We start from the raw sequence: 21598 nt of genomic DNA on the forward strand, positions 1-21598 counted from the left end.
TCTACAGTATTTGCATCACGGTTAACGTTTGCTGTTGGCCGTTGAAGAAAAACGAAATATCTTCGTCTACCGTTAACCCCTTTAGTCGCTTGCCAAGAGGCGCATCAAACGTTAACACCAACACTGGTGTTTCTTTATATTGGATTTTTAGCCCGCCTTCGCAAGGCGCAAAATAGAACCAATGACAGTTGCCCTGCTCGTCTTCAATTTCAACTAGTGCGTTATGTGCAATTGTATTGCTTACAGCTAGAGCCAACTGATTCAATATTGTTTGTTTTGCCAAATGCATGGCATCAACGCGCTCACTTTGTCCTTCTGCCAAATACCCATATTCGATACTCAACGAGTCATATTGTGTTTCAGCAGCACTTTGTTCATGGGTAGCATCAGCACGTGCACTGTTTGCCGCTTCAGTGGCTTCAATCAGCTTTTGTTCAAGTGCAAACTTGAGATATTCGATAAAAACAGATTTATTCATTGGTAGTTTACAGCTATTGGATGACTGGTAGTAACAGACTGGCCGTTAACGGTTAGCGCCAAACGTAAAATCCAACGCATAGATTTATCCGTGCAAACACCGACCATGGTTTTTGCTATCAGTGTGTTTTTGTCAAAGAACACGGGAATTCTCCCCATGTTCATATTTTCTCCCTCAAGCCATGCCGAAACGACCTCTACTTTAGTCGCACTTTTTAGCCCAATGGTAAATTCTGTTTCCGGTTGAACCTGCTCTGAGCCCAGATAAATCTGCACTTGTGGAGTCAAATCACAGGGCGTTGAAAAATTACAGACATTTCTTGTTACTGAACTTTCACTTTTTTCTGAACTTTCATGTATAATAATAGTCGGGTCTGAACAGGCCACGAGGAAAACACCTAGCAACCCGATTGTTAATTGCTTTGCAATCATGAGGGATTTACCGTCACTTCTGAATCCTGCGCAGTGTACGCAAGTTTCAGGGCAAATGCTAGGTTGCTTAAGAAGCGAACAAAAAGCGCCTGAAAACTTGATTGATGTCATAATTTTAGGCGTTTTAGGTATCTTTTCATAAGCAAAAAAATTATCATTTCCTCGCAAAAATAAAGGTTTCTCGGGCTGGTTAGGTTTTCACTCATCTTTTGAGTTAAAACATGACGGGCTTGAAGAAATATAACTAGGGCCTGTAATTCAGGTAATTCATTTCTAATCGCAATAAATTGCAGCGGAATCCAGAAAATGAGCCAAACAGTAGCATCACAAACTGAGTACAATTATAAAGTTGTACGCCAATTCGCTATCATGACAGTGATTTGGGGCATTGTTGGCATGGGTGTAGGTGTATTTATCGCAGCGCAACTTGCGTGGCCTGCGTTAAACTTCGACATTCCATGGTTAACTTACTCTAGACTTCGTCCGTTACACACGAACGCAGTAATCTTTGCATTTGGTACAAGTGCACTATTTGCAACCTCTTACTATGTTGTTCAGCGCACGTGTCAAACGCGCCTGTTCTCTGACAAACTTGCCGCATTTACCTTCTGGGGTTGGCAAGCCATTATCGTATCTGCGGCTATCACGCTTCCTCTGGGCATTACTTCTTCAAAAGAATACGCTGAACTAGAGTGGCCGATTGATATCGCAATCGCGGTAGTATGGGTTACTTATGCTGTAGTATTCTTTGGTACTCTTATCAAGCGTAAAGTGTCACACATCTATGTAGCAAACTGGTTCTACGCTGGTTTCATTATCACTGTTGCAGTGCTTCACATTGTAAACAGTATGGCTATCCCTGTATCACTTACTAAATCTTATTCAATCTACGCAGGTGCAGTAGATGCGATGGTTCAGTGGTGGTATGGTCACAACGCAGTAGGCTTCCTACTTACCGCTGGTTTCTTAGGTATGATGTACTACTTCGTACCAAAACAAGCAGGTCGTCCAGTGTACTCTTACCGTCTATCGGTTGTTCACTTCTGGGCTCTTGTTTCTCTATATATTTGGGCAGGTCCTCACCACCTTCACTACACCGCACTACCTGACTGGACACAGTCTCTAGGTATGGTGATGTCAGTTATCCTATTCGTTCCTTCTTGGGGCGGTATGATCAACGGTATCATGACGCTGTCTGGCGCTTGGCACAAACTACGTACTGACCCAGTACTGCGTTTCTTAGTTGTGTCTCTATCGTTTTACGGTATGTCTACGTTCGAAGGCCCAATGATGGCTATTAAGTCTGTAAATGCGCTTTCACATTACACAGACTGGACAGTAGGTCACGTACACTCTGGTGCACTAGGTTGGGTTGCGATGATTTCTATCGGTGCAATTTACCACCTAATCCCTGCCCTATTTGGTCACGGTAACATGTACAGCATCAAGCTAGTTAACACGCATTTCTGGCTACACACTGTTGGTGTTGTGCTTTATATCGTTGCAATGTGGATCTCTGGTGTTATGCAAGGCCTAATGTGGCGCGCAGTAAATGCTGACGGTACATTAATGTACAGCTTTGTTCAGTCACTAGAAGCTTCTAAGCCTTTCTATATCATGCGATTCCTAGGCGGTGTATTCATCGTAGTTGGTATGCTGGTAATGGCTTACAACGTATTCCGTACGGTTACTGCAAAAAGTGGTCAACTTGCCACTGATGCAAACCCGCAAGTGGCTTAAGGGGTATTGAGTATGAGCAACAATAACTCAACAAACAAACACGAAATCGTTGAAAAGAACGTTGGCCTGATGGCTATCCTAACGGTATTCGCGATTAGCTTCGGTGCACTAGTTGAAATTACTCCACTAATGTTCCAAAAAGATACCACTCAGCCAGTAGAAGGCTTACGCCCGCTTACCGCGCTTGAAATGGAAGGTCGTGACATCTTCGTACGTGAAGGTTGTTACAACTGTCACTCACAGATGGTTCGTCCATTCCGTGATGAAGTTGAGCGCTACGGTCACTACTCTGTAGCCGGTGAGTCAGTATGGGATCACCCATTCCAGTGGGGCTCTAAACGTACAGGTCCAGATTTGGCACGTGTTGGTCAGCGTTATTCTGACGACTGGCACTATGCGCACTTAATGGATCCTCGCTCGGTGGTACCTGAGTCAAACATGCCAGGCTACCCTTGGCTTGATAGCACTAAAGTAGATACCACTTATACTCTGAAAAAATTACAAGTGTTCCGTGATGCATTTGGTATTGATAAGTCGTCAGACCGCTACAATGGCAAAGGCTACGGTGATGATGCTGAACTACAAGCGCAAGTGGATGAAATCCACGCGATGAACGGTGGTGAAGGTGCGACAGAAATGCAAGCACTTATCGCTTACTTACAACAACTTGGCACACATTTGAAGTAATTGTTATGGATTACGGCACATACAGAGGCATTTTGACTCTGGTAATTTTGGTACTGTTTATAGTGATTGTTGTGTGGGCATATAGCAAGCGCTCTAAGCGCCGTTTCGACGACGCTGCTAATGCCATTTTTGAAGATGAGAAAAAACATAACAACACTATCTCTAACGAGGAAAAGGAGTCTGAAAAATGACTAGCTTTTGGAGTATTTGGGTTATTGTACTAACCCTAGCGTGTCTAGCTCTGATTTTCGGCCTGCTAATTTGGAACCTGAAAAACTACACAGGTGTCAAAGAAGGCGAAAGCTGTGGTCACGAGTTCGACGGAATTGAGGAATTAAATAATCCACTACCAAAGTGGTGGACTTACATGTTCTTCGCGACTTTTGTTTGGTCAGTATATTATCTTGCTGCTTACCCAGGTCTTGGTAACTTTAAAGGTTTCTTAAACTGGACGAGCTCTAACCAAGGTATTACTACCTTGGCAGAGTCTAAGAAAGCAGTCGCTGAAGCAAATGAAAATGGCCAGTGGGTACAACTTGATAAAGAAGTTGAAGCAGCACAAGACCGTTTTGGCCCTATCTTCCAAGAATTTGCAAAGCAAGACGTACTTGCGCTTGCAAAGAATGAAGAAGCACTTGAAATCGGTCAACGTTTATTCTCGCAAAACTGTGCTCAGTGTCATGGCTCTGATGCTCGTGGTGGCGCAGGCTTCCCTAACCTAACTGATAAAGACTGGTTATATGGTGGCACGCCTGACAAGATCAAAGAAACACTGCTTAACGGTCGTGTTGCAGCGATGCCAGCTTGGCAAGATGCACTTGGTGATCAAGGCGTAAAAGAAATGACTGCTTATGTACTAAGCCTTTCTGGACGTACTGTTAACCAAAAAGATGCTGAAGCAGGTAAAGCTAAGTTTGCAATGTGTGCAGCTTGTCATGGTATGGATGGTAAAGGTTCTGTTGCACATAACCTGCCGTTCGGTGCACCAAACTTAACCGATAATATCTGGCTATACGGTGGTTCTCAACGCGCAGTTGAAGACACACTTCGCCACGGTCGTGCGGGTGTTATGCCAGCATGGAAAGATATCTTAGGTGAAGATAAAGTACACCTTCTAACAGCGTATGTTTATAGCTTGTCACAAGACCAATAAGCTTAGCTTTTAGAACATTATTTGAGATCAAAAAAGCCTCCATTTGGAGGCTTTTTTTTAGGTATTTACCGCAACTTACGATAGAATACGAGCAAGTTTTATAGCCATGTGAGCAACTATGAACCCTACCCCTTGGTATAAGAATTTTTGGCCTTGGTTTTTAATTTTTTTCCCACTCGTTACTGTCGTTGCCTGTGTTTTTCTCATCACGTTTGCAGTCGGTAATGGTCCTGATATGGTCGTTGATGACTACTACAAAAAAGGTAAAGCAATCAATCTAGAGCTGAGTAAGTTTGATAAAGCAAAAGCGCTCTATTTACATGGTGACCTGCAAGTAGCAGAGCAAAAAGTCACCTTTAAATTTACCAAGGGCGACGCTTCTAAAGTTCATGCATTAAAGCTTTCGTTTTACCACCGCACTATTGAGAAATACGATTTTGCAGTCACGCTGACTAAAAACGCCAGCGGCGAGTTTACTGGCTTATTTGATGAACCACATAGCGGTGTATTCACGGTATTTATAGAGCCTATGGACAACAGTTGGAAAATGAAAGAAAAAATCCAACTGCCACATGATGGTATTATCGCGGTCACTCCACAGTATAAGTAAGCTGCCATGGCAAATTCGTGTTTTCATTGTTTGGAGCCTATTCCTAAAGGGTTTGTAGGCTCGGTTACCTTTGAGGGTAGCGCACAACCGGTTTGCTGTATTGGCTGCCAGGCCGTTGCCGAAACCATTATTTCTCAAGGTATGAGTGACTACTATACTTACCGCACAGAAAGTGCAGGTAAAGTTGAAGAGCTTGTACCTGAACAACTCAAAATGCTACTCAGCTATGATAACGACGAGATCCAAGAGGACTTCGTCGAAATTAGCGGAGAACATAAAGAGGTACTGCTCAGTGTTGAAGGAATAAGCTGCGCCGCTTGTGCTTGGCTTATCGAAAAGCAACTGCTGGCGCTCGGTGGTATCGTTCGTGTTGATGTTAACACCTCCACTCACCGCGCCATGATTGTATGGCAAGATAAACACGTTAAGCTTAGCGATATCATTAAATCTTTGATGGAAATCGGCTATAAGGCCTACCCATTTCAAGCCGATGAAGAAGCTGCACAGAAACAAGCCGTAGCGAAAGCATACATCCGTCGTTTAGGCGTTGCTGGCCTCATGACTATGCAAGTGATGATGTTTGCATTTGCCATGTACTTTGGCATGTTTTCAGGCATGGAAGAGAACTTTGAACAGTACTTTCGTTGGATAAGTCTCGTGCTTGCCTCTCCTGTTATTCTGTATTCAGCGATGCCATTTTTAACGAATGCGGTTAAAGGGCTGAAAGCTAAACAACTGAATATGGATCTCCCTGTTTCACTTGCTATATTCGGAGCTTACGGCGCCAGTACTTACGCGACTTTTATGGAAGTCGGCGAAGTCTATTTTGAATCCATCTGTATGTTTACCTTCTTGCTGTTGTTAGGTAAATACCTTGAGTTCAGGGCCAGATTAAAAGCCAGTGAGTTTACTGCAAACCTGCAAAAGCTGCTGCCATTGACCGCCAGAAAGGTTGATGAGAATAACAATGAGCAACATATTGCCGCCAAAAAGCTAAAACTGAACGATCTGATATTAGTTAAGGCTGGAGAAACTATCCCTGCGGATGGCTTAGTGATCAAAGGCCATACCACAGTTGATGAGTCGATGATGACAGGCGAACATTTGCCAGTTAAGAAATATCAAGGCCATCAAGTGTATGCTGGAACCGTGAATCACGACGGTATAATTACGTTAGAGATCAATAAAATTGGGCAAAATACCTTGCTCAACCAAATTATTCGACTGCAACATAACGCACTTACCAAACGCCCTAAGTTGGTGGAAATCACCGATAAAGTCGCGCAGTGGTTTGTTGCCTGTCTATTAGTTTTTGCCTCAATTACCGCCATCGGCTGGTATCCCATTTCACCAGATAAGGCTTTTTGGATCACGATTTCGGTGCTAGTAGCAACCTGTCCTTGTGCATTGAGCCTAGCTATACCCACCGCGCTGACTTGCGCCGTGGCGTCACTTACAAAGAAAGGGATCTTGATTAAAGAGGCCCATGTATTAGAAACGGCAACCAAATTAACGCGTGTTGCCTTTGACAAAACAGGCACACTGACCGAAGGCCGTTTCTCAATCAAACATATCGAATTGCTACAAACTGACTATAACGAGCAACAAGTCTTGGATTTTGCAGCAGCGTTAGAGCGGTTTTCTGAACACCCTATCGCTCGCGCATTTGCACATATCACCCCAACCGAAAACCTAGTCCAAGATGTTGAAGTTGTGGCTGGTTCAGGTATCCGTGGTCACTGGCAAGGAATCACTATTGCCCTTGGGAAAAGCCATTGGTTTGATAACCACGCGTCATTTGCTCAAGCAACCTTGTTCATTGATAACAACGCAGTCGCTGACTTTTACTTCAATGACAAAGTAAAAAGCAATGCAGAAACAGTTGTTGAACAGTTACAACAAGCGGGCCTTACATGCCATATGCTAACTGGGGATAGCTCCAATGCGGGTAAAGAGTTATCGCAGCAGTTAGCATTAGATAGCTACCAAAGCGCTTGCACACCAGAGATTAAGCAACAAGCCGTTGAGGCTTGGTCCAAACAAGGCGAGATTGTCGCTATGGTAGGTGATGGCATCAACGATAGCCCAGTATTCAATAGCGCTCACTTGTCAGTTGCGATGGATACCGGCGCTGATATCTCAAAAAATACCGCTGATGTGGTGTTGTTAAATAGCGATTTGAATGCCATTCTAGCCCTTCAGCAAGTAGCGAAACAAACGCGCAGAATAGTAAAGCAAAACTTAACCATATCACTTTTGTATAACGGCTCCATTTTGCCACTCGCTGCACTTGGCCTTATTCCACCTTGGATAGCAGTTATTGGCATGTCAGCCAGCTCGATCATCGTGATCGGTAATTCATTAAGGTTATTAAAGCTATGAGTATCATCTACGTATTAATACCTATCGCCATTTTATTCGTCATTATTGCTATTGGTATTTTCTTTTGGGCAGTAAAAAGCGAACAATTTTCAGATTTGAATAAACAGGGCCACAGCATCTTATTCGATGATGATAAAGCGCAAACGGGTGATAAGTCCGTAAAACCATCAAATGACAAAAGTAATAACGACAACTAGCATGAATGAGATAAGCTTGCTGAGTGCATTTGTGATGGGGCTTGCGGGAAGTGGCCACTGCTTGGTGATGTGTGGCGGTATTGCCAGCTCGCTACAACTGGCGAGCAAGCAACTTTCTGCGGTGGTTGTTACCCTGTTGTATAATATCGGACGTATCTCCAGCTATGCGCTTGCTGGCAGCCTTGTTGCCCTACTCGGGGCAAGTCTCGCCAAGCAAAACACATCTCTCGCCATTATATTACAATTGATGAGTGGTATTTTTATGGTGCTTGTCGCTATCTACGTAATGCGCTTAGCCAGTACCTTAAAATGGCTAGAGTCGTTTGCTAAAAGCTTAATTTGGCAACATATTGTTAAGCTCAATCGCTACTTAGTCCCGGTCAACACAAAAACCAAAGCATTTTGCTACGGCGCCTTATGGGGCTGGCTACCCTGTGGCCTAGTTTATTCGGCTTTAACATGGACATTACAAGCGAGATCAGCAACTGAAGGCGCACTCATTATGCTCGCCTTTGGTGTCGGCACAATGCCTGCAATGATTGTAATAGGACAATCGGCTCAGCTGCTACAAAAGTTTATAAATCATTTAGTTACACGTATTATTATGGGTAATTTATTGATTTGGTATGGTGTTTATTTAATTATTATTGCAACTGATAAGTTAGTACATTAACCTATCCTTATCTAAGCAAACTCATCATTTAAGATTATTGGTTAGCGCTTTGAGATTAGGAGCTCCAATTGATAACCAAATTTTCTTTTGCGTGTCATATGAGTTTGTGGCGATCTGTAGTACCAAAGCCGTTATGCTTTGTACTAGGTTGCCTTCACGTGCGTCATAGACTTATGGAAATTTTATGGACTTAAGTAATCAAAACCGCTCAAAGAGCCAATGCACAATCAGCTGCAATAATTGCAGTATCAGTCAACTTTGTCTCCCATTTTCGCTCAATGGCAGTGAAATGGACAAGCTAGATGAGATCATTGAACGTAAAAAGCCGCTTCATAAAGGAGATTTTCTTTTCGAGTCAGGTGCGCCATTAAATGCTATCTTTGCCGTTCGTTCCGGCTCATTTAAAAGCTACACACTGTCTGAACAAGGTGATGAGCAGATCACAGGATTTCACCTTGCGGGCGATCTTGTGGGTTTTGATGCCATTAATAAAATGCAGCACCAAAGCTTCGCACAAGCTTTAGAAACCTCTATGGTATGCGAAATCCCTTTTGACACCCTTGATGAGTTAGCTGGTAAGCTGCCAAAACTGCGCCAACAGATCATGCGATTAATGAGCAGTGAAATCAATTACGACCAAGAAATGTTGTTATTACTGAATAAAAAGACTGCTGAAGAACGCTTAGCAACTTTTATCTATAACCTTTCAAATCGCTTTGGCGAGCGTGGTTTTTCTCGTAAAGAATTCCGCTTTACGATGACGCGCGGTGAAATTGGTAACTACTTGGGTCTTACTGTAGAAACCATTAGTCGTTTACTCAGCCGCTTCCAAAAAGCTGGAACAATAAAGGTCGAAGGCAAGTTCATCACCATTATTGATGCTGCAGCCCTAGCTGAAACAGCCGCGATTGCATCTTGATTTAGAACAAACTATTTATCGTTAAGACTTTATCCTTAGATAGGATCGGTTACACTCAATAAGGTCAGAGGTGAAAAGCTTCTGACCTTATTTGTATACCGTTTTAAGGAGATAGTCGTGGATAAAATCAAAAGTATACTCACCGTAATTGATCCAACTAAAGAGCGCCAAAATAGCTTAGAACGCTCTATCAATCTTGCCAAACGTACCGGTGCAGCCATCACTGCATTTATGTCTATTTATGACTTCTCCTATGAAATGACCACGATGTTGTCTAAAGACGAGCGTGAAGCAATGCGTGAAGCGGTGATCAAAGACAGAGAAGCATGGCTTGCCGATATGGTTAAGGACTTTTCTGATGTGAGTATCCAAACTAAAGTGTTGTGGCACAATCGCCCCTACGAAGCGATCATCAAAACCGTGCTTGCGCATGATTATGATTTGGTCATTAAATCTACGCATCAACACGACACCCTGAAATCAGTGATCTTCACCCCAACCGATTGGCATTTAATTCGCAAATGCCCTGCACCTCTATTACTGGTTAAAGATCACGCTTGGCCAGATCAAGGCAACATTATTGCAGCGGTAAACTCTGTCAGCGATAACGAGCAACATCAAGAACTCAATAAACGTATCATTACGGATGCTCAGTTTTTATGTGAATTAGCCAATGCCAAATTGAGCCTGGTAAACACCTATCCAGCAACGCCTGTTAATATTGCCATTGAAATTCCCGAGTTTAACCCATCGCAATACAATGAAGCCGTAAAAAAACACCATGAAGACGAAACATTTGCACTCGCAGAAACTTATTCAATAGATAAAAGCGATTGCATCATCAAAGAAGGGCTACCAGAGGACGTTATTCCCTACGTTGCTAAAGAAAAAGACGCTGAGTTAGTGGTCATTGGAACTGTCGGTCGCACTGGACTGAGTGCAGCGCTGGTTGGCAATACTGCTGAACATGTGATTGATAGCTTAGATTGTGATGTCTTAGCACTAAAGCCTGATGGCTATAAATCCCCATTAGAAGACTAATGCGTAGACTCGGGATAACAGCTGCTAGAAAAAGAGGTGATCCCAAGTTTAGATTGGAATGTGCGGCAAATACACAGCCACACATTCCGTTTACTTGAGCTGTGCAAGCCAAAAAGTAAAATAGTTAAGAAGTATAAGACTATTTAGGCTAGTCTGGGTAAATCACTATTGAGAATTAAATATTGGTTACATCAATGAACAATGATTCATCAATGTTTGTCGAGGAAACCACCGCTTCGTTAAAATCATAAGCTTCTCGCTCACCGTCTCTATCTAGAGGCAAACTTTCGAAATCAAAGAGTTCAGTGTCAGCCAGTTGGCTTGGACTAACATTCTGAATTGATTTGAAAATATTCTCTACTCGACCAGGCGTCTTCTTGTCCCACTCAACCAACATAGATTTAATATTTTGACGTTGCAGGTTTTCTTGCGAACCACATAGGTTGCACGGAATAATAGGAAAATCCTTGTGTTCAGCGTATTGAATAAGATCTTTTTCACGTGCATAAGTGAGTGGGCGGATCACCACATTACGACCATCATCAGAACGTAGTTTGGGTGGCATCGCTTTCATTCTCGCGCCGTAGAACATGTTTAAAAACAGCGTTTCAACAATATCATCTAAGTGATGACCCAGTGCGATTTTTGTCGCGCCAATCTTTTCAGCAAATGAATACAAAGTACCACGGCGCAAGCGTGAACAAAGGCCACAAGTCGTTTTGCCCTCTGGTACTTTTTCTTTTACGACTGAGTAGGTATCTTTATCAATGATATAATAAGGAATGTCTAACGTTTCGAAGTACTCAGGCAAAATATGCTCTGGGAACCCAGGCTGCTTTTGATCCAGATTGACCGCGACCACATCAAAGTGAATTGGTGCCGCTTTTTTTAGGCTAAGTAAAATATCCAGCATGGCGAATGAATCCTTACCACCGCTGATACAAGCCATCACCACATCGCCTTCTTCGATCATATTGTAATCTTTGATGGCGTTGCCGACATTACGGCGCAGACGCTTTTGCAGCTTATTAAACTCTAAAACTTCTTTGCGATTATCTTGCTCTGTCATGGTGTTAGGTGCCGTATTCATACTTACTCAACTGCGTACTGTGCGCGTTATCGCGCTAGTACATTACTACATCAATTATGGGGCGCCGATTATACGTGAAATTAAGATGAGGTAAAATACAAAAATGGCGCCGCTTTGGGCGCCATAGTTGGGAACAAATAAATTAAAGGCCGAACACTACCTTTTCACTTTTTAGCATACGACTGCTTAGGTAGGTGAAAATAGCAAACAACCCCAGTGTGACCGCGCTCGACAATAATAGTTGTGGTACCGGTATCGCGTTGCCTTTAATGATTTCAATCATTGCATTTTGCTGCGCTGCGATCGGCATCCACTGCATAATGTCAGTGGCAATATCATAGGTCGTTGCCATACTCATCATTACCGGAATGAACAGCGCCATCGCCACATAAGATTGCGCTTCTTTAAATGATTTAGCTAAGAAAGAGATAAATATCAATAAACTGGCAGACATTAATGCAATAGGCAGGCCAATTATAATTGCTGAAATAATAAATTTAGGACCAATGACCACTGTAAAGCCCATCATTTCCCATGGCACCATATTATAAGCAAACTTAGATACTATGGTGGTTAACACTAAAGCAATGATAGAAAAACCTGCGATTGCCCCCACTTTAGCTAACACAATATGCATGGTGCTGATCGGATGGCTAAGTAATAGCTGTAATGAGTTACGTTCACGCTCCCCTGCACTACTGTCAATCGCCATACCCATCGCCGCATAAAATAGCGAAATAATAATAGATAATGTTGCAATACCTAATACGAAGCCTCCTTTAGAGGTCGGTGTCGCTTGGTCATGAGTTTGGACATCAATCGCACGTGCAATAGTCGGATCGATACCACGCGCGACTAATCGCAAGGAAGCAACTTCGCTGTTGTATAACATGAGGTTACGCTCTAGTCGGTTAATTGATGAACGTAACTTTTGCTCCGATTTATCAGCAATGATAAATACCGTCGCACTCTTACCTTGCATCATATTTTCTTGGTAATCTTCGCTGATCTCCAAGGTAATAGCTTTAACTTCTTCGCCTTCACCATGTTCAATTTCTTTACTCGCTAAAAATTGCACTAAGTTTGGCGCATTTTCTGCGTTATTAATGGTGATTTTGAGTGCTTCAGGCGAAGCCATTTGCTTAAACATGACGGTAAACAATACACACATTAGAATAGGTGCACCGATACAATAGTAAAGGCCAGCCATCACTGAACGTTTGTCGCGGCTTGCGTCTAACACTTCTTTTTTAAATAAAACTGAGATTAATTTCATCATGCTGCAATTCCTTCATCTGTACCTATCAGGGTAATGAAAGCTTCCTCAAGCGACGCTTTACCTGTTTGTTCACATAGGGCCTCTGGAGAACCTTCCGCGACCACTTTGCCTTTCGCCATGACCACCACATGATCACAAAGTGCTGCAACTTCTTGCATCACGTGGCTAGAAAATAAGACACAGTGACCTTGCGCCTTAAGCATCATCAACAAATCCCGTAACACTCTGGTACTCATTACATCTAAACCACGTGTTGGCTCATCAAGTACAATATTCGTTGGTTTATGCACGATTGCCTGTGCCAACGCCGTTTTCATTCTTTGGCCTTGTGAAAAGCCTTTACAGCGTCTATCCGCGATATCCAACATTTGTAGCTTTTCTAATACTTCTTGCGTCGCTGTAGCGGCCGATTTTGCGTCCATGCCACTTAGTTCAGCGTAAAATTGGGTATATTCACGCGGCGTCATGCGCTCGTAGAGCCCACATGGGTCTGGGAACAATCCTAATTGTTGTTTTGCCCTGGTTGGCTCTTTGGCAACATCAATACTATCGATAGACGCCATACCTTGATCAGCTTGAAGCAGGCCAAATACGGTCCGTAAGCAAGTCGTTTTACCAGCTCCGTTGGGTCCCAATAGTCCCGTAATTTGACCATCACGAGCGGTAAATGACAGCCCGTCTAGCGCGTTCACTTCACCAATCTTTTTATGTAAGTTATCTACTTGGATCATGAGTTACTCCTTATCAGCTGTTGCAGGGCCATTGATGTTCATAAAGAATTGTTTGCGTGTGTCTTCTTCAAGACAACTGGTATCAAAGTCTCCCACTGTCTTTTCATCGTAAAACTTAGCAATAAGCTTATTAGCACAGCTTTGCCCTGCGACAATATGCGTTGCCGTTGGTGCAACTAAGTGTGTGGCATTTTTTAGTTTTTCCATCGCAACTTCGGCCCACTGAGCAGGCGTTGCTGGGTCTAATCCGCCAGAAAGTAGTAAGGTTGGAATATCGGACGCAACGGGTTCATAGTAACTACTCGACACCGGACTCACATTCCAAATTGGGCACGTCGCATCCAATCCTGTAATCATCATCTTACCCATATAGTTTTCACTATATTTCGCTTTGTCCGCAGCCGTTAATCGTGGCCAATCTTCCCCACATACAATTGCCTGATGCATCCCCATGGCCAATCCAAGGCCGTCTTCACTTGGTGCCATCATGCCAACTAGAGGAGCAAGGTTGCCTTTAGTCGCTTCACTAATCGCAAGCGGCACCAATGCTCGGGAGGTATGAGAGTAAAGCGCCATCCTAATCGCGCTAAATAGCTTCATTTTGGTCATCGTCATTGCGAGCGGTTTACTGGTTCTGGGGTGAAGCACAGAAACCTCTATCGGCGTTTGCCCAACTTGCTCCAGCAAGCTTTGCCATTGCTGCTTTAGATTAGGATAATTATTTGCACACTTTTTATCGGCTTCACATTGTGCAAATAGGGCGTTCAATGACTCTTCTATCGCACCACCAATCGCCATTAAACTTTGGTTATTGGGTGCAAGACCATCTAACACGGCCGATGCAACACTATCAGGGAACTGTCTCATATACTCAAGTGCGATGCGTGTTCCATATGAGCCACCGTATAAGTGTAACTTGCTATAACCGAGTGCGGTTCTTACCGCGTCAAAATCTTTTGCTGCCGCAACAGTTGTGTAATCGGAAAGATCTGTGTCTAATTTTTCTTTGCACTTTAGGGCGTCTTCTTTGTAAAAATCGAGACCCAGCAAAGTATCATTTAGCGCAAATTGTTGTTCAAGGTTATCCATATCACATTGCAATAGATTGGATTTTCCAGTTCCCCGTTGATCAACAAGTATAATGTCTCTATTTTCTCTCGCGTATTTCAGAATTCTTTCAAAGTTTGCTGCGATTTCGGTGGCTGATTGTCCAGGTCCCCCTGCAAACGCAATAATTGCTTCTTGTGGGTAAAGTTGTTTTATTGCAGGAATAACCATAAAGTGAATATCAATTTTTTGTTCTGTTTTGGTTTCACTTAATGGTTGTGAGATTTTTCCGCATTGTGCTCTATCATCGAGTCCCTTTGCATAGCAAGCGGATAATTCTGCTGTTGATGCTGCTGCTTGTAATGGCAGCACAGCTCCTAAAACGAGAGGAAGCAGCGCTAGCTTTACTAAGCTTTTCTTAAACTTAAATGGCTTTTTCATAGTTATTTCCTTGTTGACTCACGGTCAGTATGCTAACTTTAAGTGAGTGTATCAGTGTATTATTGTATTAATACAGTAGAATTAGAGTAATGCTAGATCTTATTCATGTCAACCCCAACAGCGCAGAGCCGATTTATAAGCAGCTATTTGATCAGGTAGTGCGTTTAATTGTGTCAGGTAAAGCACAAGCCGGAGAAGAGCTACCTTCTGTAAGAAAGCTAGCTGAACATTTCTCGGTAAATCCGATGACTGTCTCTCGAGCAATCGGGCAACTTGTCGATCAAGGTTGGCTTGAACGAAGACGCGGTCAGCCGACACGAGTAGCACAACAGCCAACCACACAACAGACCGATAGTCTGCTCAACAAAAACCTAGATATTTTAATTAATGATGCGAAACAACTTGGGATCACCAAGGTTGAGTTGATATCATTGATAGATAAAAACTGGGGACAAGAATAATGACAAGCCCACTACTACAATTCACCAAAATCCATAAACAATTTTCCGACAAGTCTGTTCTTGAAAACATAAACCTTACTATTGAACCTGGTATGGTTATGGGTCTACTGGGACGAAACGGTGCAGGTAAAACTACGCTACTGCGAATTGCACTTGGACTAATCGAACAAAATAGTGGTGAAGTTAGCTGCCTCAACAGCAGCAATCTAGAGCTGAGTCCTACATGCAAGAGCCAAATTGGCTATGTGCCACAGCAACCCTGTGGTTATCAAGGTTTTAAAGTCAAAGACGCCCTCGCACTGCACCGCAGCTTTTATCAAAATTGGGATAACACGCTAGAACAAGAGTGGCTTTCTCGCTTCGAGTTAGATGAAAACAAGCTAGTAAGTAACCTTTCAGTTGGTCAGCAACAAAGCTTAGCGCTGATAATGGCGATGTCGTATCGACCTAAGTTACTGATCCTTGACGAGCCTGTTTCAAATCTCGACCCCATCGCACGCCGAGAATTTATGTCGGACTTATTTGAGCTAGCGCTTGAGTCCGGCTCTGGTGTACTTTTCTCCTCGCATATTACATCTGACGTTGAGCGCGTCGCGAGTCATATTGCTATAATTAAAGATGGTAAGGTATTGGTTACTGGCGAACTAGATACACTGAAGGAACAGATTAGACTTGTTCCGCATCACCTTACAAACAACCTTCCATCAGCAGAGCTGCTTCACCAATCTGAACGTTTTAGTATTTACCAAGCTCAAGACGGCTCAAATTGGCCAACGGGCCTACAGCAAAGCCATAGCAACCTTGAACAACTTTTTGTGGAGCTACACACATGAGCACGTTAACTCGGCGCAATTGGTGGACAGGGTTTTCCGGCTTTTGGTTACGAGAGTGTGGCTCTGCAAATTTTTTCATTCCGGGGATCTTAGCTTCTATTGCTACACCATTATTAACCTTAATAGAAGAGCAAAACATACAAACATTTAGCTTGGTCTTTGCTATCAGCGCCTTATGGATGGCTTTTTGCTGGCAGTTAGTGAAATTACAAGCACAGGAAAGCGCATTACTATTCTCTGCAATTAAACGGCACGTATACTTACAAGGACTTGTAATACTAGTCGTTGGCTACATGTTCAATGCACTCGCTCTTTTCAACCGCCCCGCGCCAGAAGTTGCCTATGCCATGTTGTTTACAACGAGTTTTGGTGGTAGTTTCTTTTTATTATGTATTCGAAATAGCTTTTATTTCAAACATAATAGCTACGTTTTCATGCTCGTACTCATGCTCGCTATGTTTTTTGGCGATACTCCACAAGTTTTAGCACTACTCGCCATTCCCTTCATATTAGTGGCAGTTTATCTGCTGATTACACGAAATAATAACTGTCAATGGCATCATTTGGCATATCAAACCTACATAAATAATATACAGACTGGCTGGCTCCCGAGTAATACCTTTACCCCTGATTTCCTCACTCAGCGGTTTAGGCAATTTTTTATGCCGATGAGCTATTTTTCAGGCAACCTGTTGATACAAACTTGTCAAATATTTTTTCTCTCAGGGCTTTTAGCCATTGTGGCAGTCGGCTTTTTTGGAGTCACAATTCAATTTATCACTGGCTTTACCGATATGCTTGTTTTGATGGTCGCTATTTTTGTCTGTTGGTCCAAACTACAAACAAAAATGACATGGGACCAGCTCTATCTATTACCTGTCTATTCAAGCCTAAAATCAATTAAACAGGCCTATCACGTTGCAGCAGTTAAGCTTGGCTTTTGCTTATCTTTGTTTCAACTTACAGTACTGCTGGTTTGCAGCTTCCTTACCACATTTGAGACTGTGGTTTTCTACCTTATGATATTTATCGGCTCGGTTGCAGGATTTATTCTTTGCGTTGCACTAGGGAGCATCATAACGAGCGCCCTTACGTTGTCACTTTCGTGCATGTTCGTAATCATTTTACATAGTGCGTTTAAATCTTACCTGTTAAATCACGAACACTCAGTTGCCACTCTATATCTGTTATTGGGCTATGTTGTGGTAGCCACTTCATTGCTCCTTTACAGTAATAGAAAGTTTGACTAAGACGTGCTCGGATCCAAGATGTTGCTCATATAGGCGTAGCACGAACCAAAGACTGTGCTAATAAGAATAAAAGAGTGATAGTGAGCATAAGTCGATTATCACTCTTTTTATCCGCTATATTTAATGGGAGTGGGTTCGACTATTAATAAAGTCGGTAACCGAAAACAACACCCCAGAGATCACGAAAGTAATATGTATGCCTACTTTCCAAGCAAGCTGCTCACTGGTTAAGTCTTGAGAATGGATAAAGACTTTGAGTAGTTCTACCGCAGATATTGCTACGATGGCACTGATCAATTTGATTTTAAGGCCCGAGAAGCCAACCTTTCCCATCCAAGTCGGCTTATCTTCTTGGGGCTCAACATTGAGCTTAGAAACGAAATTCTCGTAGCCACTAAAAATAATAATGATCAACAACCCGGCCAGTAAAGCCGTATCAACCAATGTTAAGATACCAATGAGTAACTCTTGGTTTGTCGCCGTAAGCGCACTGATGGTCATCACATAAAGCTGTTTAAAGAACTTAAGTAACAACAACACAATCGCGAGCAGTAGGCCAACAAAGAAAGGCGCTAACAGCCATCTTCCTTTAAATAAGGTTCTTTCTAAGAGATATTCATAACGATTAAATTGCTCATTCGCCGACTTAGTTTCTTGCTCCATGTTTTTGATTTTCACCATGTTTAGTTAGTTTTACTTAACCTTTGAATGTAGCATCAACGCTTGTATTTCTCACCATTTATTAATGTAAATTTGAATCAATTTTCTGCTCTTAAGGAGAAAATTAATTCGTTTTCCTTATTTTAAATTTTGCTTTAAAACATGCTTGTTCTTTCAACTAACAGGTAACACGAATGAAAACCTTAGTTTCATCATTAATCATCGCTCTATCTCTTTTTGCTTGTGTACAAGTACAAGCGGATGAAGAGCTACCAGTCGCGCCTGCAGATTTGGTTCAAGAGTTAACTCAAATGTGCCTTGATTGGGCAAAAGATGATGATGTACAAGCATCTGAGATGAAAAAATATGTTTTGAATTGCGTTAACGACGAGCTAGAGGCAACTGGCTATCAAAAAGTCAAAGACGTAAACATTAAATAACACCATTTGTTTTAAGTAAATGAGTTATTTCACCCTTCAAATTGCTTGGAGAATTAGTGTAATTGGTATAATACCAGTTCGCTTAATTAAGTGATGGCATTCATGATGAAAAGGCCGCTCAATACGTTGAACGGCCTTTTGTTTTTAATAACATTTTGGACAAAATATCCATAGCATCCGAAGACGCTTATCGATGTTTGGCTAGCTGTTAAGCTTTCTTTTTCTTGGTAGTTTTCTCTTCTTCTACCCATTTACCATTACTATACGTCGCTTTCCAACCCGTCGCTTTACCATCCACTTCTGTCATCACATATTGTGTCTTGGTTTTTCTAGAGTAACGAACAATCGCAGGATTACCATCCGAGTCTTGCTCAGGCGCATCAGCCAGATAATAGAATTTAGGTGAAATTCTATCTCTAAAGCGTTTTAGCTCAGATACCTTAGGAGCACGTGTTTCACGTGACTTCGGGAATGTGTGCGCCGCTAAGAAAATACCTGAAGCGCCATCTCGAAGCACAAAATGCGCGTCCGATTTTTCGCATTCTAGTTCCGGTAGCGGAACTGGATCTTCTTTCGGTGGCGCAGCTTCACCGTTTTTCAATAGTTTACGTGTATTTTTACAATCTTCATTCGTACAACCAAAATACTTACCAAAACGGCCGGATTTAAGCTGCATATCCGAGCCACACTTGTCACACTCAATCAGTGGTCCATCGTAGCCCTTGATCTTAAATGCACCTGTCTCAATGACATAGCCCTTACATGCAGGATTATTACCGCATACATGGAGTTTTTTCGTTTCATCAATAAGATATGAATCCATTGCTGTTTCGCAAATTGGGCAACGTTTCATATGACGAAGTGATTCAGCTTCCGCCTCTTCATCCGCATCCGCGGCAACTGCTTCATCACCTGACACGAGATTAATTGTCGTAGTACAGCGCTCTTTTGGCGGTAAGTTATAGCCTGTACAGCCAAGGAATACCCCAGTAGAAGCAGTACGAATACCCATCTTACGTGAACATGTAGGACAATCTATGTCTGTTTCGACCATCACATTTTGTCGCATGCCGCCTTCACTTTCATCACCAGCTGCAATTTCTAGCTGGTTAGAAAAGTCGGCGTAAAACTTATCAAGTACCTGCGTCCATAAGCGTTCACCTTCTGCGATATCATCAAGGCGACCTTCCATTTTGGCGGTAAAGTCAAAGTCCATTAAATCGTTAAAATTCTCAACGAGTCTGTCAGTAACGATCTCGCCCATTTTTTCAGCGTAAAAACGGCGGTTTTCAACTCGGACATAACCACGGTCCTGAATCGTCGAAATGATAGCAGCATAGGTAGATGGACGACCAATACCACGCTTTTCTAATTCCTTAACTAAGCTTGCTTCGCTGAAACGTGCTGGTGGTTTAGTAAAGTGCTGTTTAGGATCAATCGCAATAAGATCAAGCTTATCGCCAACTGAAACACTTGGAAGCGCCTGCTCTTCTTCATTCTTCTTACGGACTGCCGGTTGTACACGTGTCCAACCATCAAAACGTAGCACACGCCCTTTCGCTTTTAATGTGTAATCTTCCGCGGCGACGGTCAGCGTCGTTAGGTCGTACTCTGCTGGCATCATTTGACACGCCACAAACTGACGCCAAATAAGCTCATAGAGCTTCTTAGCATCTGCCTCTACGCCGTCTAAATGACCGGATAAGATTGTCACATCAGAAGGACGAATTGCCTCGTGCGCTTCTTGTGCGTTGCCTTTTGCGGAATAACGCAGCGGTGCTTCTGGTAAATACTTACTACCAAATTCACTATCGATATAGCCACGACACATTTCTAACGCGTCATTTGATAAATTCGTCGAGTCTGTACGCATATAGGTGATGTAACCCGCCTCGTATAGACGCTGCGCTAACATCATGGTTTTCTTTACGCCATAGCCTAAACGAGTACTTGCCGCTTGCTGCATTGTCGAGGTAATAAATGGTGCACTTGGCTTACTCTTACTTGGCTTTTCTTCAACCTTGACTACTTCGTAAGCACTGTTTTCAAGCACTTGTACGGCTGTATCAGCTTGCGCTTTATTTACTGGCTTAAATGCTTCGCCTTTAAACTTAGTAACCGCTAGGCGAATATCATCTTTTGTTGCTTTAACATCAGCGTGAATATCCCAAAACTCTTCTGGAATAAACGCTTTAATCTCACGCTCTCGTTCAACAAGTAATCTCACAGCAACAGATTGTACACGACCTGCCGATAACCCTCTTGCTACTTTTTGCCAAAGCAGCGGGGACACCATAAAGCCAACAACACGGTCAAGGAATCGTCTTGCCTGCTGCGCATATACCATGTCGGTGTTAAGGTCGCCAGGTGCCTCAAACGCTTGAGTTATCGCGTTTTTGGTGATCTCGTTAAAGACCACACGCTTATACTTGCTCTCATCGCCACCGATAATCTGCTCAAGGTGCCAAGCAATGGCCTCCCCTTCTCTATCCAAATCGGTTGCGAGATAGATATGGTCAGCATCTTCAGCAAGCTTTTGTAGTTCTTGAACTACTTTTTCTTTACCCGGCAAAATTTCGTAATGCGGTTCCCAACCCTTCTCAGGATCAATCCCCATCCTCGCAACTAAATTTGCATAATCTTTTTGCTTTTTATATTGCGCTTTTTCTTCAGGTGACATTTTACGTACTTCAGCTGGCGACTTAGTTGCCAAGCCTTTCGTTTTACCTGCCCCTGAGGTAGGAAGATCTCGAACATGACCTACACTGGATTTAACAATGTAATCCTTGCCGAGGTATTTATTGATTGTTTTTGCCTTCGCGGGAGACTCTACAATTACTAGCGATTTGCCCATAGCTGCCTATTTTTGACCGATTCTGTCTGATGTTTTGCCCTTACTTGGGCGTTAAATTACTTATAGGTATATCTACAAACACCTATTGTTACAAGCTAAAAATACTAACTTTTCCCTGATCACCGAATTATTATCCAATTTGTGTACAATATTCAGCCAATTTAGGGACGCATTCATATATATAAGGTTAAGGCACGGGAA

General features: G+C 42.7%; 22 protein-coding genes. 14 read left to right on the plus strand and 8 right to left on the minus strand.

Features of this window, described 5'->3' with window-relative positions:
• Position 1 precedes the first annotated feature (1 nt).
• Both ABMY45_RS00580 and ABMY45_RS00585 read right to left on the minus strand, forming a co-directional pair.
• On the minus strand, positions 2–478 hold the full coding sequence (locus tag ABMY45_RS00580; RefSeq protein ID WP_010605010.1) for a hypothetical protein: 477 nt from the start codon (positions 476–478) through the stop codon (positions 2–4).
• On the minus strand, positions 475–909 hold the full coding sequence (locus ABMY45_RS00585) for a hypothetical protein (RefSeq protein ID WP_010605011.1): 435 nt from the start codon (positions 907–909) through the stop codon (positions 475–477). Before ABMY45_RS00585 ends, ABMY45_RS00580 begins: the two co-directional genes overlap by 4 nt.
• Positions 910–1215: 306 nt before the next feature.
• On the opposite strand from ABMY45_RS00585, the gene ccoN reads away from it, so the two are divergent.
• The 10 genes from ccoN to uspE all read left to right on the plus strand — a co-directional run bounded on the left by ccoN (position 1216) and on the right by uspE (position 10311).
• Positions 1216–2649, plus strand: a complete 1434-nt coding sequence (gene ccoN / locus ABMY45_RS00590) for a cytochrome-c oxidase, cbb3-type subunit I (protein WP_010373997.1) — start codon at positions 1216–1218, stop codon at positions 2647–2649.
• A 12-nt stretch (positions 2650–2661) separates the two neighbouring features.
• Positions 2662–3336: a cytochrome-c oxidase, cbb3-type subunit II gene (gene ccoO, locus ABMY45_RS00595; protein WP_010373994.1), complete on the plus strand. Its 675-nt coding sequence runs from the start codon at positions 2662–2664 to the stop codon at positions 3334–3336.
• Between the two features lie 5 nt (positions 3337–3341).
• Entirely contained in the window at positions 3342–3527 is a 186-nt protein-coding gene (locus ABMY45_RS00600; protein ID WP_010373992.1) for a cbb3-type cytochrome c oxidase subunit 3, read from the plus strand.
• Positions 3524–4489: a cytochrome-c oxidase, cbb3-type subunit III gene (gene ccoP, locus ABMY45_RS00605; RefSeq protein WP_206470960.1), complete on the plus strand. Its 966-nt coding sequence runs from the start codon at positions 3524–3526 to the stop codon at positions 4487–4489. The genes ABMY45_RS00600 and ccoP overlap by 4 nt, the downstream gene beginning before the upstream one ends.
• 118 nt (positions 4490–4607) lie before the next feature.
• A complete protein-coding gene (locus ABMY45_RS00610; protein ID WP_010605013.1) occupies positions 4608–5099 on the plus strand; it encodes a FixH family protein in 492 nt (163 codons plus the stop codon).
• 6 nt (positions 5100–5105) lie between these two features.
• Entirely contained in the window at positions 5106–7481 is a 2376-nt protein-coding gene (locus tag ABMY45_RS00615; RefSeq protein ID WP_174168728.1) for a heavy metal translocating P-type ATPase, read from the plus strand.
• The gene (gene ccoS / locus ABMY45_RS00620; protein WP_102056971.1) at positions 7478–7678 is read left to right on the plus strand and encodes a cbb3-type cytochrome oxidase assembly protein CcoS; all 201 of its coding nucleotides are present in this window, start codon (positions 7478–7480) and stop codon (positions 7676–7678) included. Before ABMY45_RS00615 ends, ccoS begins: the two co-directional genes overlap by 4 nt.
• A 1-nt stretch (position 7679) precedes the next feature.
• The gene (locus ABMY45_RS00625; protein WP_174168727.1) at positions 7680–8351 is read left to right on the plus strand and encodes a sulfite exporter TauE/SafE family protein; all 672 of its coding nucleotides are present in this window, start codon (positions 7680–7682) and stop codon (positions 8349–8351) included.
• Positions 8352–8535: 184 nt separating this feature from the next.
• Entirely contained in the window at positions 8536–9270 is a 735-nt protein-coding gene (locus ABMY45_RS00630; RefSeq protein WP_010373979.1) for an FNR family transcription factor, read from the plus strand.
• 117 nt (positions 9271–9387) lie between these two features.
• A complete protein-coding gene (gene uspE / locus ABMY45_RS00635; protein ID WP_010605017.1) occupies positions 9388–10311 on the plus strand; it encodes a universal stress protein UspE in 924 nt (307 codons plus the stop codon).
• Between the two features lie 175 nt (positions 10312–10486).
• Here the strand turns inward: uspE and ttcA are convergent, their stop codons facing one another.
• The 4 genes from ttcA to ABMY45_RS00655 all read right to left on the minus strand — a co-directional run bounded on the left by ttcA (position 10487) and on the right by ABMY45_RS00655 (position 14899).
• The gene (ttcA, locus tag ABMY45_RS00640; protein WP_010373971.1) at positions 10487–11380 is read right to left on the minus strand and encodes a tRNA 2-thiocytidine(32) synthetase TtcA; all 894 of its coding nucleotides are present in this window, start codon (positions 11378–11380) and stop codon (positions 10487–10489) included.
• Between the two features lie 163 nt (positions 11381–11543).
• The gene (locus tag ABMY45_RS00645; RefSeq protein WP_010605018.1) at positions 11544–12680 is read right to left on the minus strand and encodes an ABC transporter permease; all 1137 of its coding nucleotides are present in this window, start codon (positions 12678–12680) and stop codon (positions 11544–11546) included.
• A complete protein-coding gene (locus ABMY45_RS00650) occupies positions 12677–13411 on the minus strand; it encodes an ATP-binding cassette domain-containing protein (protein WP_095729531.1) in 735 nt (244 codons plus the stop codon). Before ABMY45_RS00650 ends, ABMY45_RS00645 begins: the two co-directional genes overlap by 4 nt.
• 3 nt (positions 13412–13414) lie before the next feature.
• A complete protein-coding gene (locus tag ABMY45_RS00655) occupies positions 13415–14899 on the minus strand; it encodes an alpha/beta fold hydrolase (RefSeq protein ID WP_206470961.1) in 1485 nt (494 codons plus the stop codon).
• Between the two features lie 89 nt (positions 14900–14988).
• Between ABMY45_RS00655 and ABMY45_RS00660 the strand changes: the two genes are divergently transcribed.
• The 3 genes from ABMY45_RS00660 to ABMY45_RS00670 all read left to right on the plus strand — a co-directional run bounded on the left by ABMY45_RS00660 (position 14989) and on the right by ABMY45_RS00670 (position 17443).
• On the plus strand, positions 14989–15360 hold the full coding sequence (locus tag ABMY45_RS00660; protein ID WP_010605021.1) for a GntR family transcriptional regulator: 372 nt from the start codon (positions 14989–14991) through the stop codon (positions 15358–15360).
• Positions 15360–16193 (plus strand): ABC transporter ATP-binding protein, encoded by an 834-nt coding sequence (locus ABMY45_RS00665; RefSeq protein WP_010605022.1) that lies wholly within the window; start codon positions 15360–15362, stop codon positions 16191–16193. Before ABMY45_RS00660 ends, ABMY45_RS00665 begins: the two co-directional genes overlap by 1 nt.
• Positions 16194–16393: 200 nt before the next feature.
• A complete protein-coding gene (locus ABMY45_RS00670; RefSeq protein WP_349288283.1) occupies positions 16394–17443 on the plus strand; it encodes a hypothetical protein in 1050 nt (349 codons plus the stop codon).
• Positions 17444–17563: 120 nt separating this feature from the next.
• Here ABMY45_RS00670 and ABMY45_RS00675 read toward each other — a convergent pair whose 3' ends face one another.
• Entirely contained in the window at positions 17564–18124 is a 561-nt protein-coding gene (locus tag ABMY45_RS00675; RefSeq protein WP_010605024.1) for a TIGR00645 family protein, read from the minus strand.
• Positions 18125–18297: 173 nt separating this feature from the next.
• Here ABMY45_RS00675 and ABMY45_RS00680 point away from each other — a divergent pair, with 173 nt between their 5' ends.
• Positions 18298–18543: a hypothetical protein gene (locus ABMY45_RS00680; RefSeq protein WP_010605025.1), complete on the plus strand. Its 246-nt coding sequence runs from the start codon at positions 18298–18300 to the stop codon at positions 18541–18543.
• Between the two features lie 208 nt (positions 18544–18751).
• On the opposite strand, the gene topA is transcribed toward ABMY45_RS00680, so the two are convergent.
• Positions 18752–21397: a type I DNA topoisomerase gene (topA, locus tag ABMY45_RS00685; protein WP_010373951.1), complete on the minus strand. Its 2646-nt coding sequence runs from the start codon at positions 21395–21397 to the stop codon at positions 18752–18754.
• Between the last annotated feature and the right edge of the window lie 201 nt (positions 21398–21598).

The organism is Pseudoalteromonas sp. XMcav11-Q (genome assembly GCF_040104525.1).
Taxonomy (GTDB): Bacteria; Pseudomonadota; Gammaproteobacteria; order Enterobacterales; family Alteromonadaceae; genus Pseudoalteromonas.

What these genes read in the sequence shown, in the direction of transcription:
- ABMY45_RS00580 (WP_010605010.1), bottom strand. Translation starts at nt 478, where the DNA reads ATGAATAAATCTGTTTTTATCGAATATCTCAAGTTTGCACTTGAACAA.
- ABMY45_RS00585 (WP_010605011.1), bottom strand. Translation starts at nt 909, where the DNA reads ATGATTGCAAAGCAATTAACAATCGGGTTGCTAGGTGTTTTCCTCGTG.
- ccoN (WP_010373997.1), top strand. Translation starts at nt 1,216, where the DNA reads ATGAGCCAAACAGTAGCATCACAAACTGAGTACAATTATAAAGTTGTA.
- ccoO (WP_010373994.1), top strand. Translation starts at nt 2,662, where the DNA reads ATGAGCAACAATAACTCAACAAACAAACACGAAATCGTTGAAAAGAAC.
- ABMY45_RS00600 (WP_010373992.1), top strand. Translation starts at nt 3,342, where the DNA reads ATGGATTACGGCACATACAGAGGCATTTTGACTCTGGTAATTTTGGTA.
- ccoP (WP_206470960.1), top strand. Translation starts at nt 3,524, where the DNA reads ATGACTAGCTTTTGGAGTATTTGGGTTATTGTACTAACCCTAGCGTGT.
- ABMY45_RS00610 (WP_010605013.1), top strand. Translation starts at nt 4,608, where the DNA reads ATGAACCCTACCCCTTGGTATAAGAATTTTTGGCCTTGGTTTTTAATT.
- ABMY45_RS00615 (WP_174168728.1), top strand. Translation starts at nt 5,106, where the DNA reads ATGGCAAATTCGTGTTTTCATTGTTTGGAGCCTATTCCTAAAGGGTTT.
- ccoS (WP_102056971.1), top strand. Translation starts at nt 7,478, where the DNA reads ATGAGTATCATCTACGTATTAATACCTATCGCCATTTTATTCGTCATT.
- ABMY45_RS00625 (WP_174168727.1), top strand. Translation starts at nt 7,680, where the DNA reads ATGAATGAGATAAGCTTGCTGAGTGCATTTGTGATGGGGCTTGCGGGA.
- ABMY45_RS00630 (WP_010373979.1), top strand. Translation starts at nt 8,536, where the DNA reads ATGGACTTAAGTAATCAAAACCGCTCAAAGAGCCAATGCACAATCAGC.
- ttcA (WP_010373971.1), bottom strand. Translation starts at nt 11,380, where the DNA reads ATGACAGAGCAAGATAATCGCAAAGAAGTTTTAGAGTTTAATAAGCTG.
- ABMY45_RS00645 (WP_010605018.1), bottom strand. Translation starts at nt 12,680, where the DNA reads ATGATGAAATTAATCTCAGTTTTATTTAAAAAAGAAGTGTTAGACGCA.
- ABMY45_RS00650 (WP_095729531.1), bottom strand. Translation starts at nt 13,411, where the DNA reads ATGATCCAAGTAGATAACTTACATAAAAAGATTGGTGAAGTGAACGCG.
- ABMY45_RS00655 (WP_206470961.1), bottom strand. Translation starts at nt 14,899, where the DNA reads ATGAAAAAGCCATTTAAGTTTAAGAAAAGCTTAGTAAAGCTAGCGCTG.
- ABMY45_RS00660 (WP_010605021.1), top strand. Translation starts at nt 14,989, where the DNA reads ATGCTAGATCTTATTCATGTCAACCCCAACAGCGCAGAGCCGATTTAT.
- ABMY45_RS00665 (WP_010605022.1), top strand. Translation starts at nt 15,360, where the DNA reads ATGACAAGCCCACTACTACAATTCACCAAAATCCATAAACAATTTTCC.
- ABMY45_RS00675 (WP_010605024.1), bottom strand. Translation starts at nt 18,124, where the DNA reads ATGGTGAAAATCAAAAACATGGAGCAAGAAACTAAGTCGGCGAATGAG.
- ABMY45_RS00680 (WP_010605025.1), top strand. Translation starts at nt 18,298, where the DNA reads ATGAAAACCTTAGTTTCATCATTAATCATCGCTCTATCTCTTTTTGCT.
- topA (WP_010373951.1), bottom strand. Translation starts at nt 21,397, where the DNA reads ATGGGCAAATCGCTAGTAATTGTAGAGTCTCCCGCGAAGGCAAAAACA.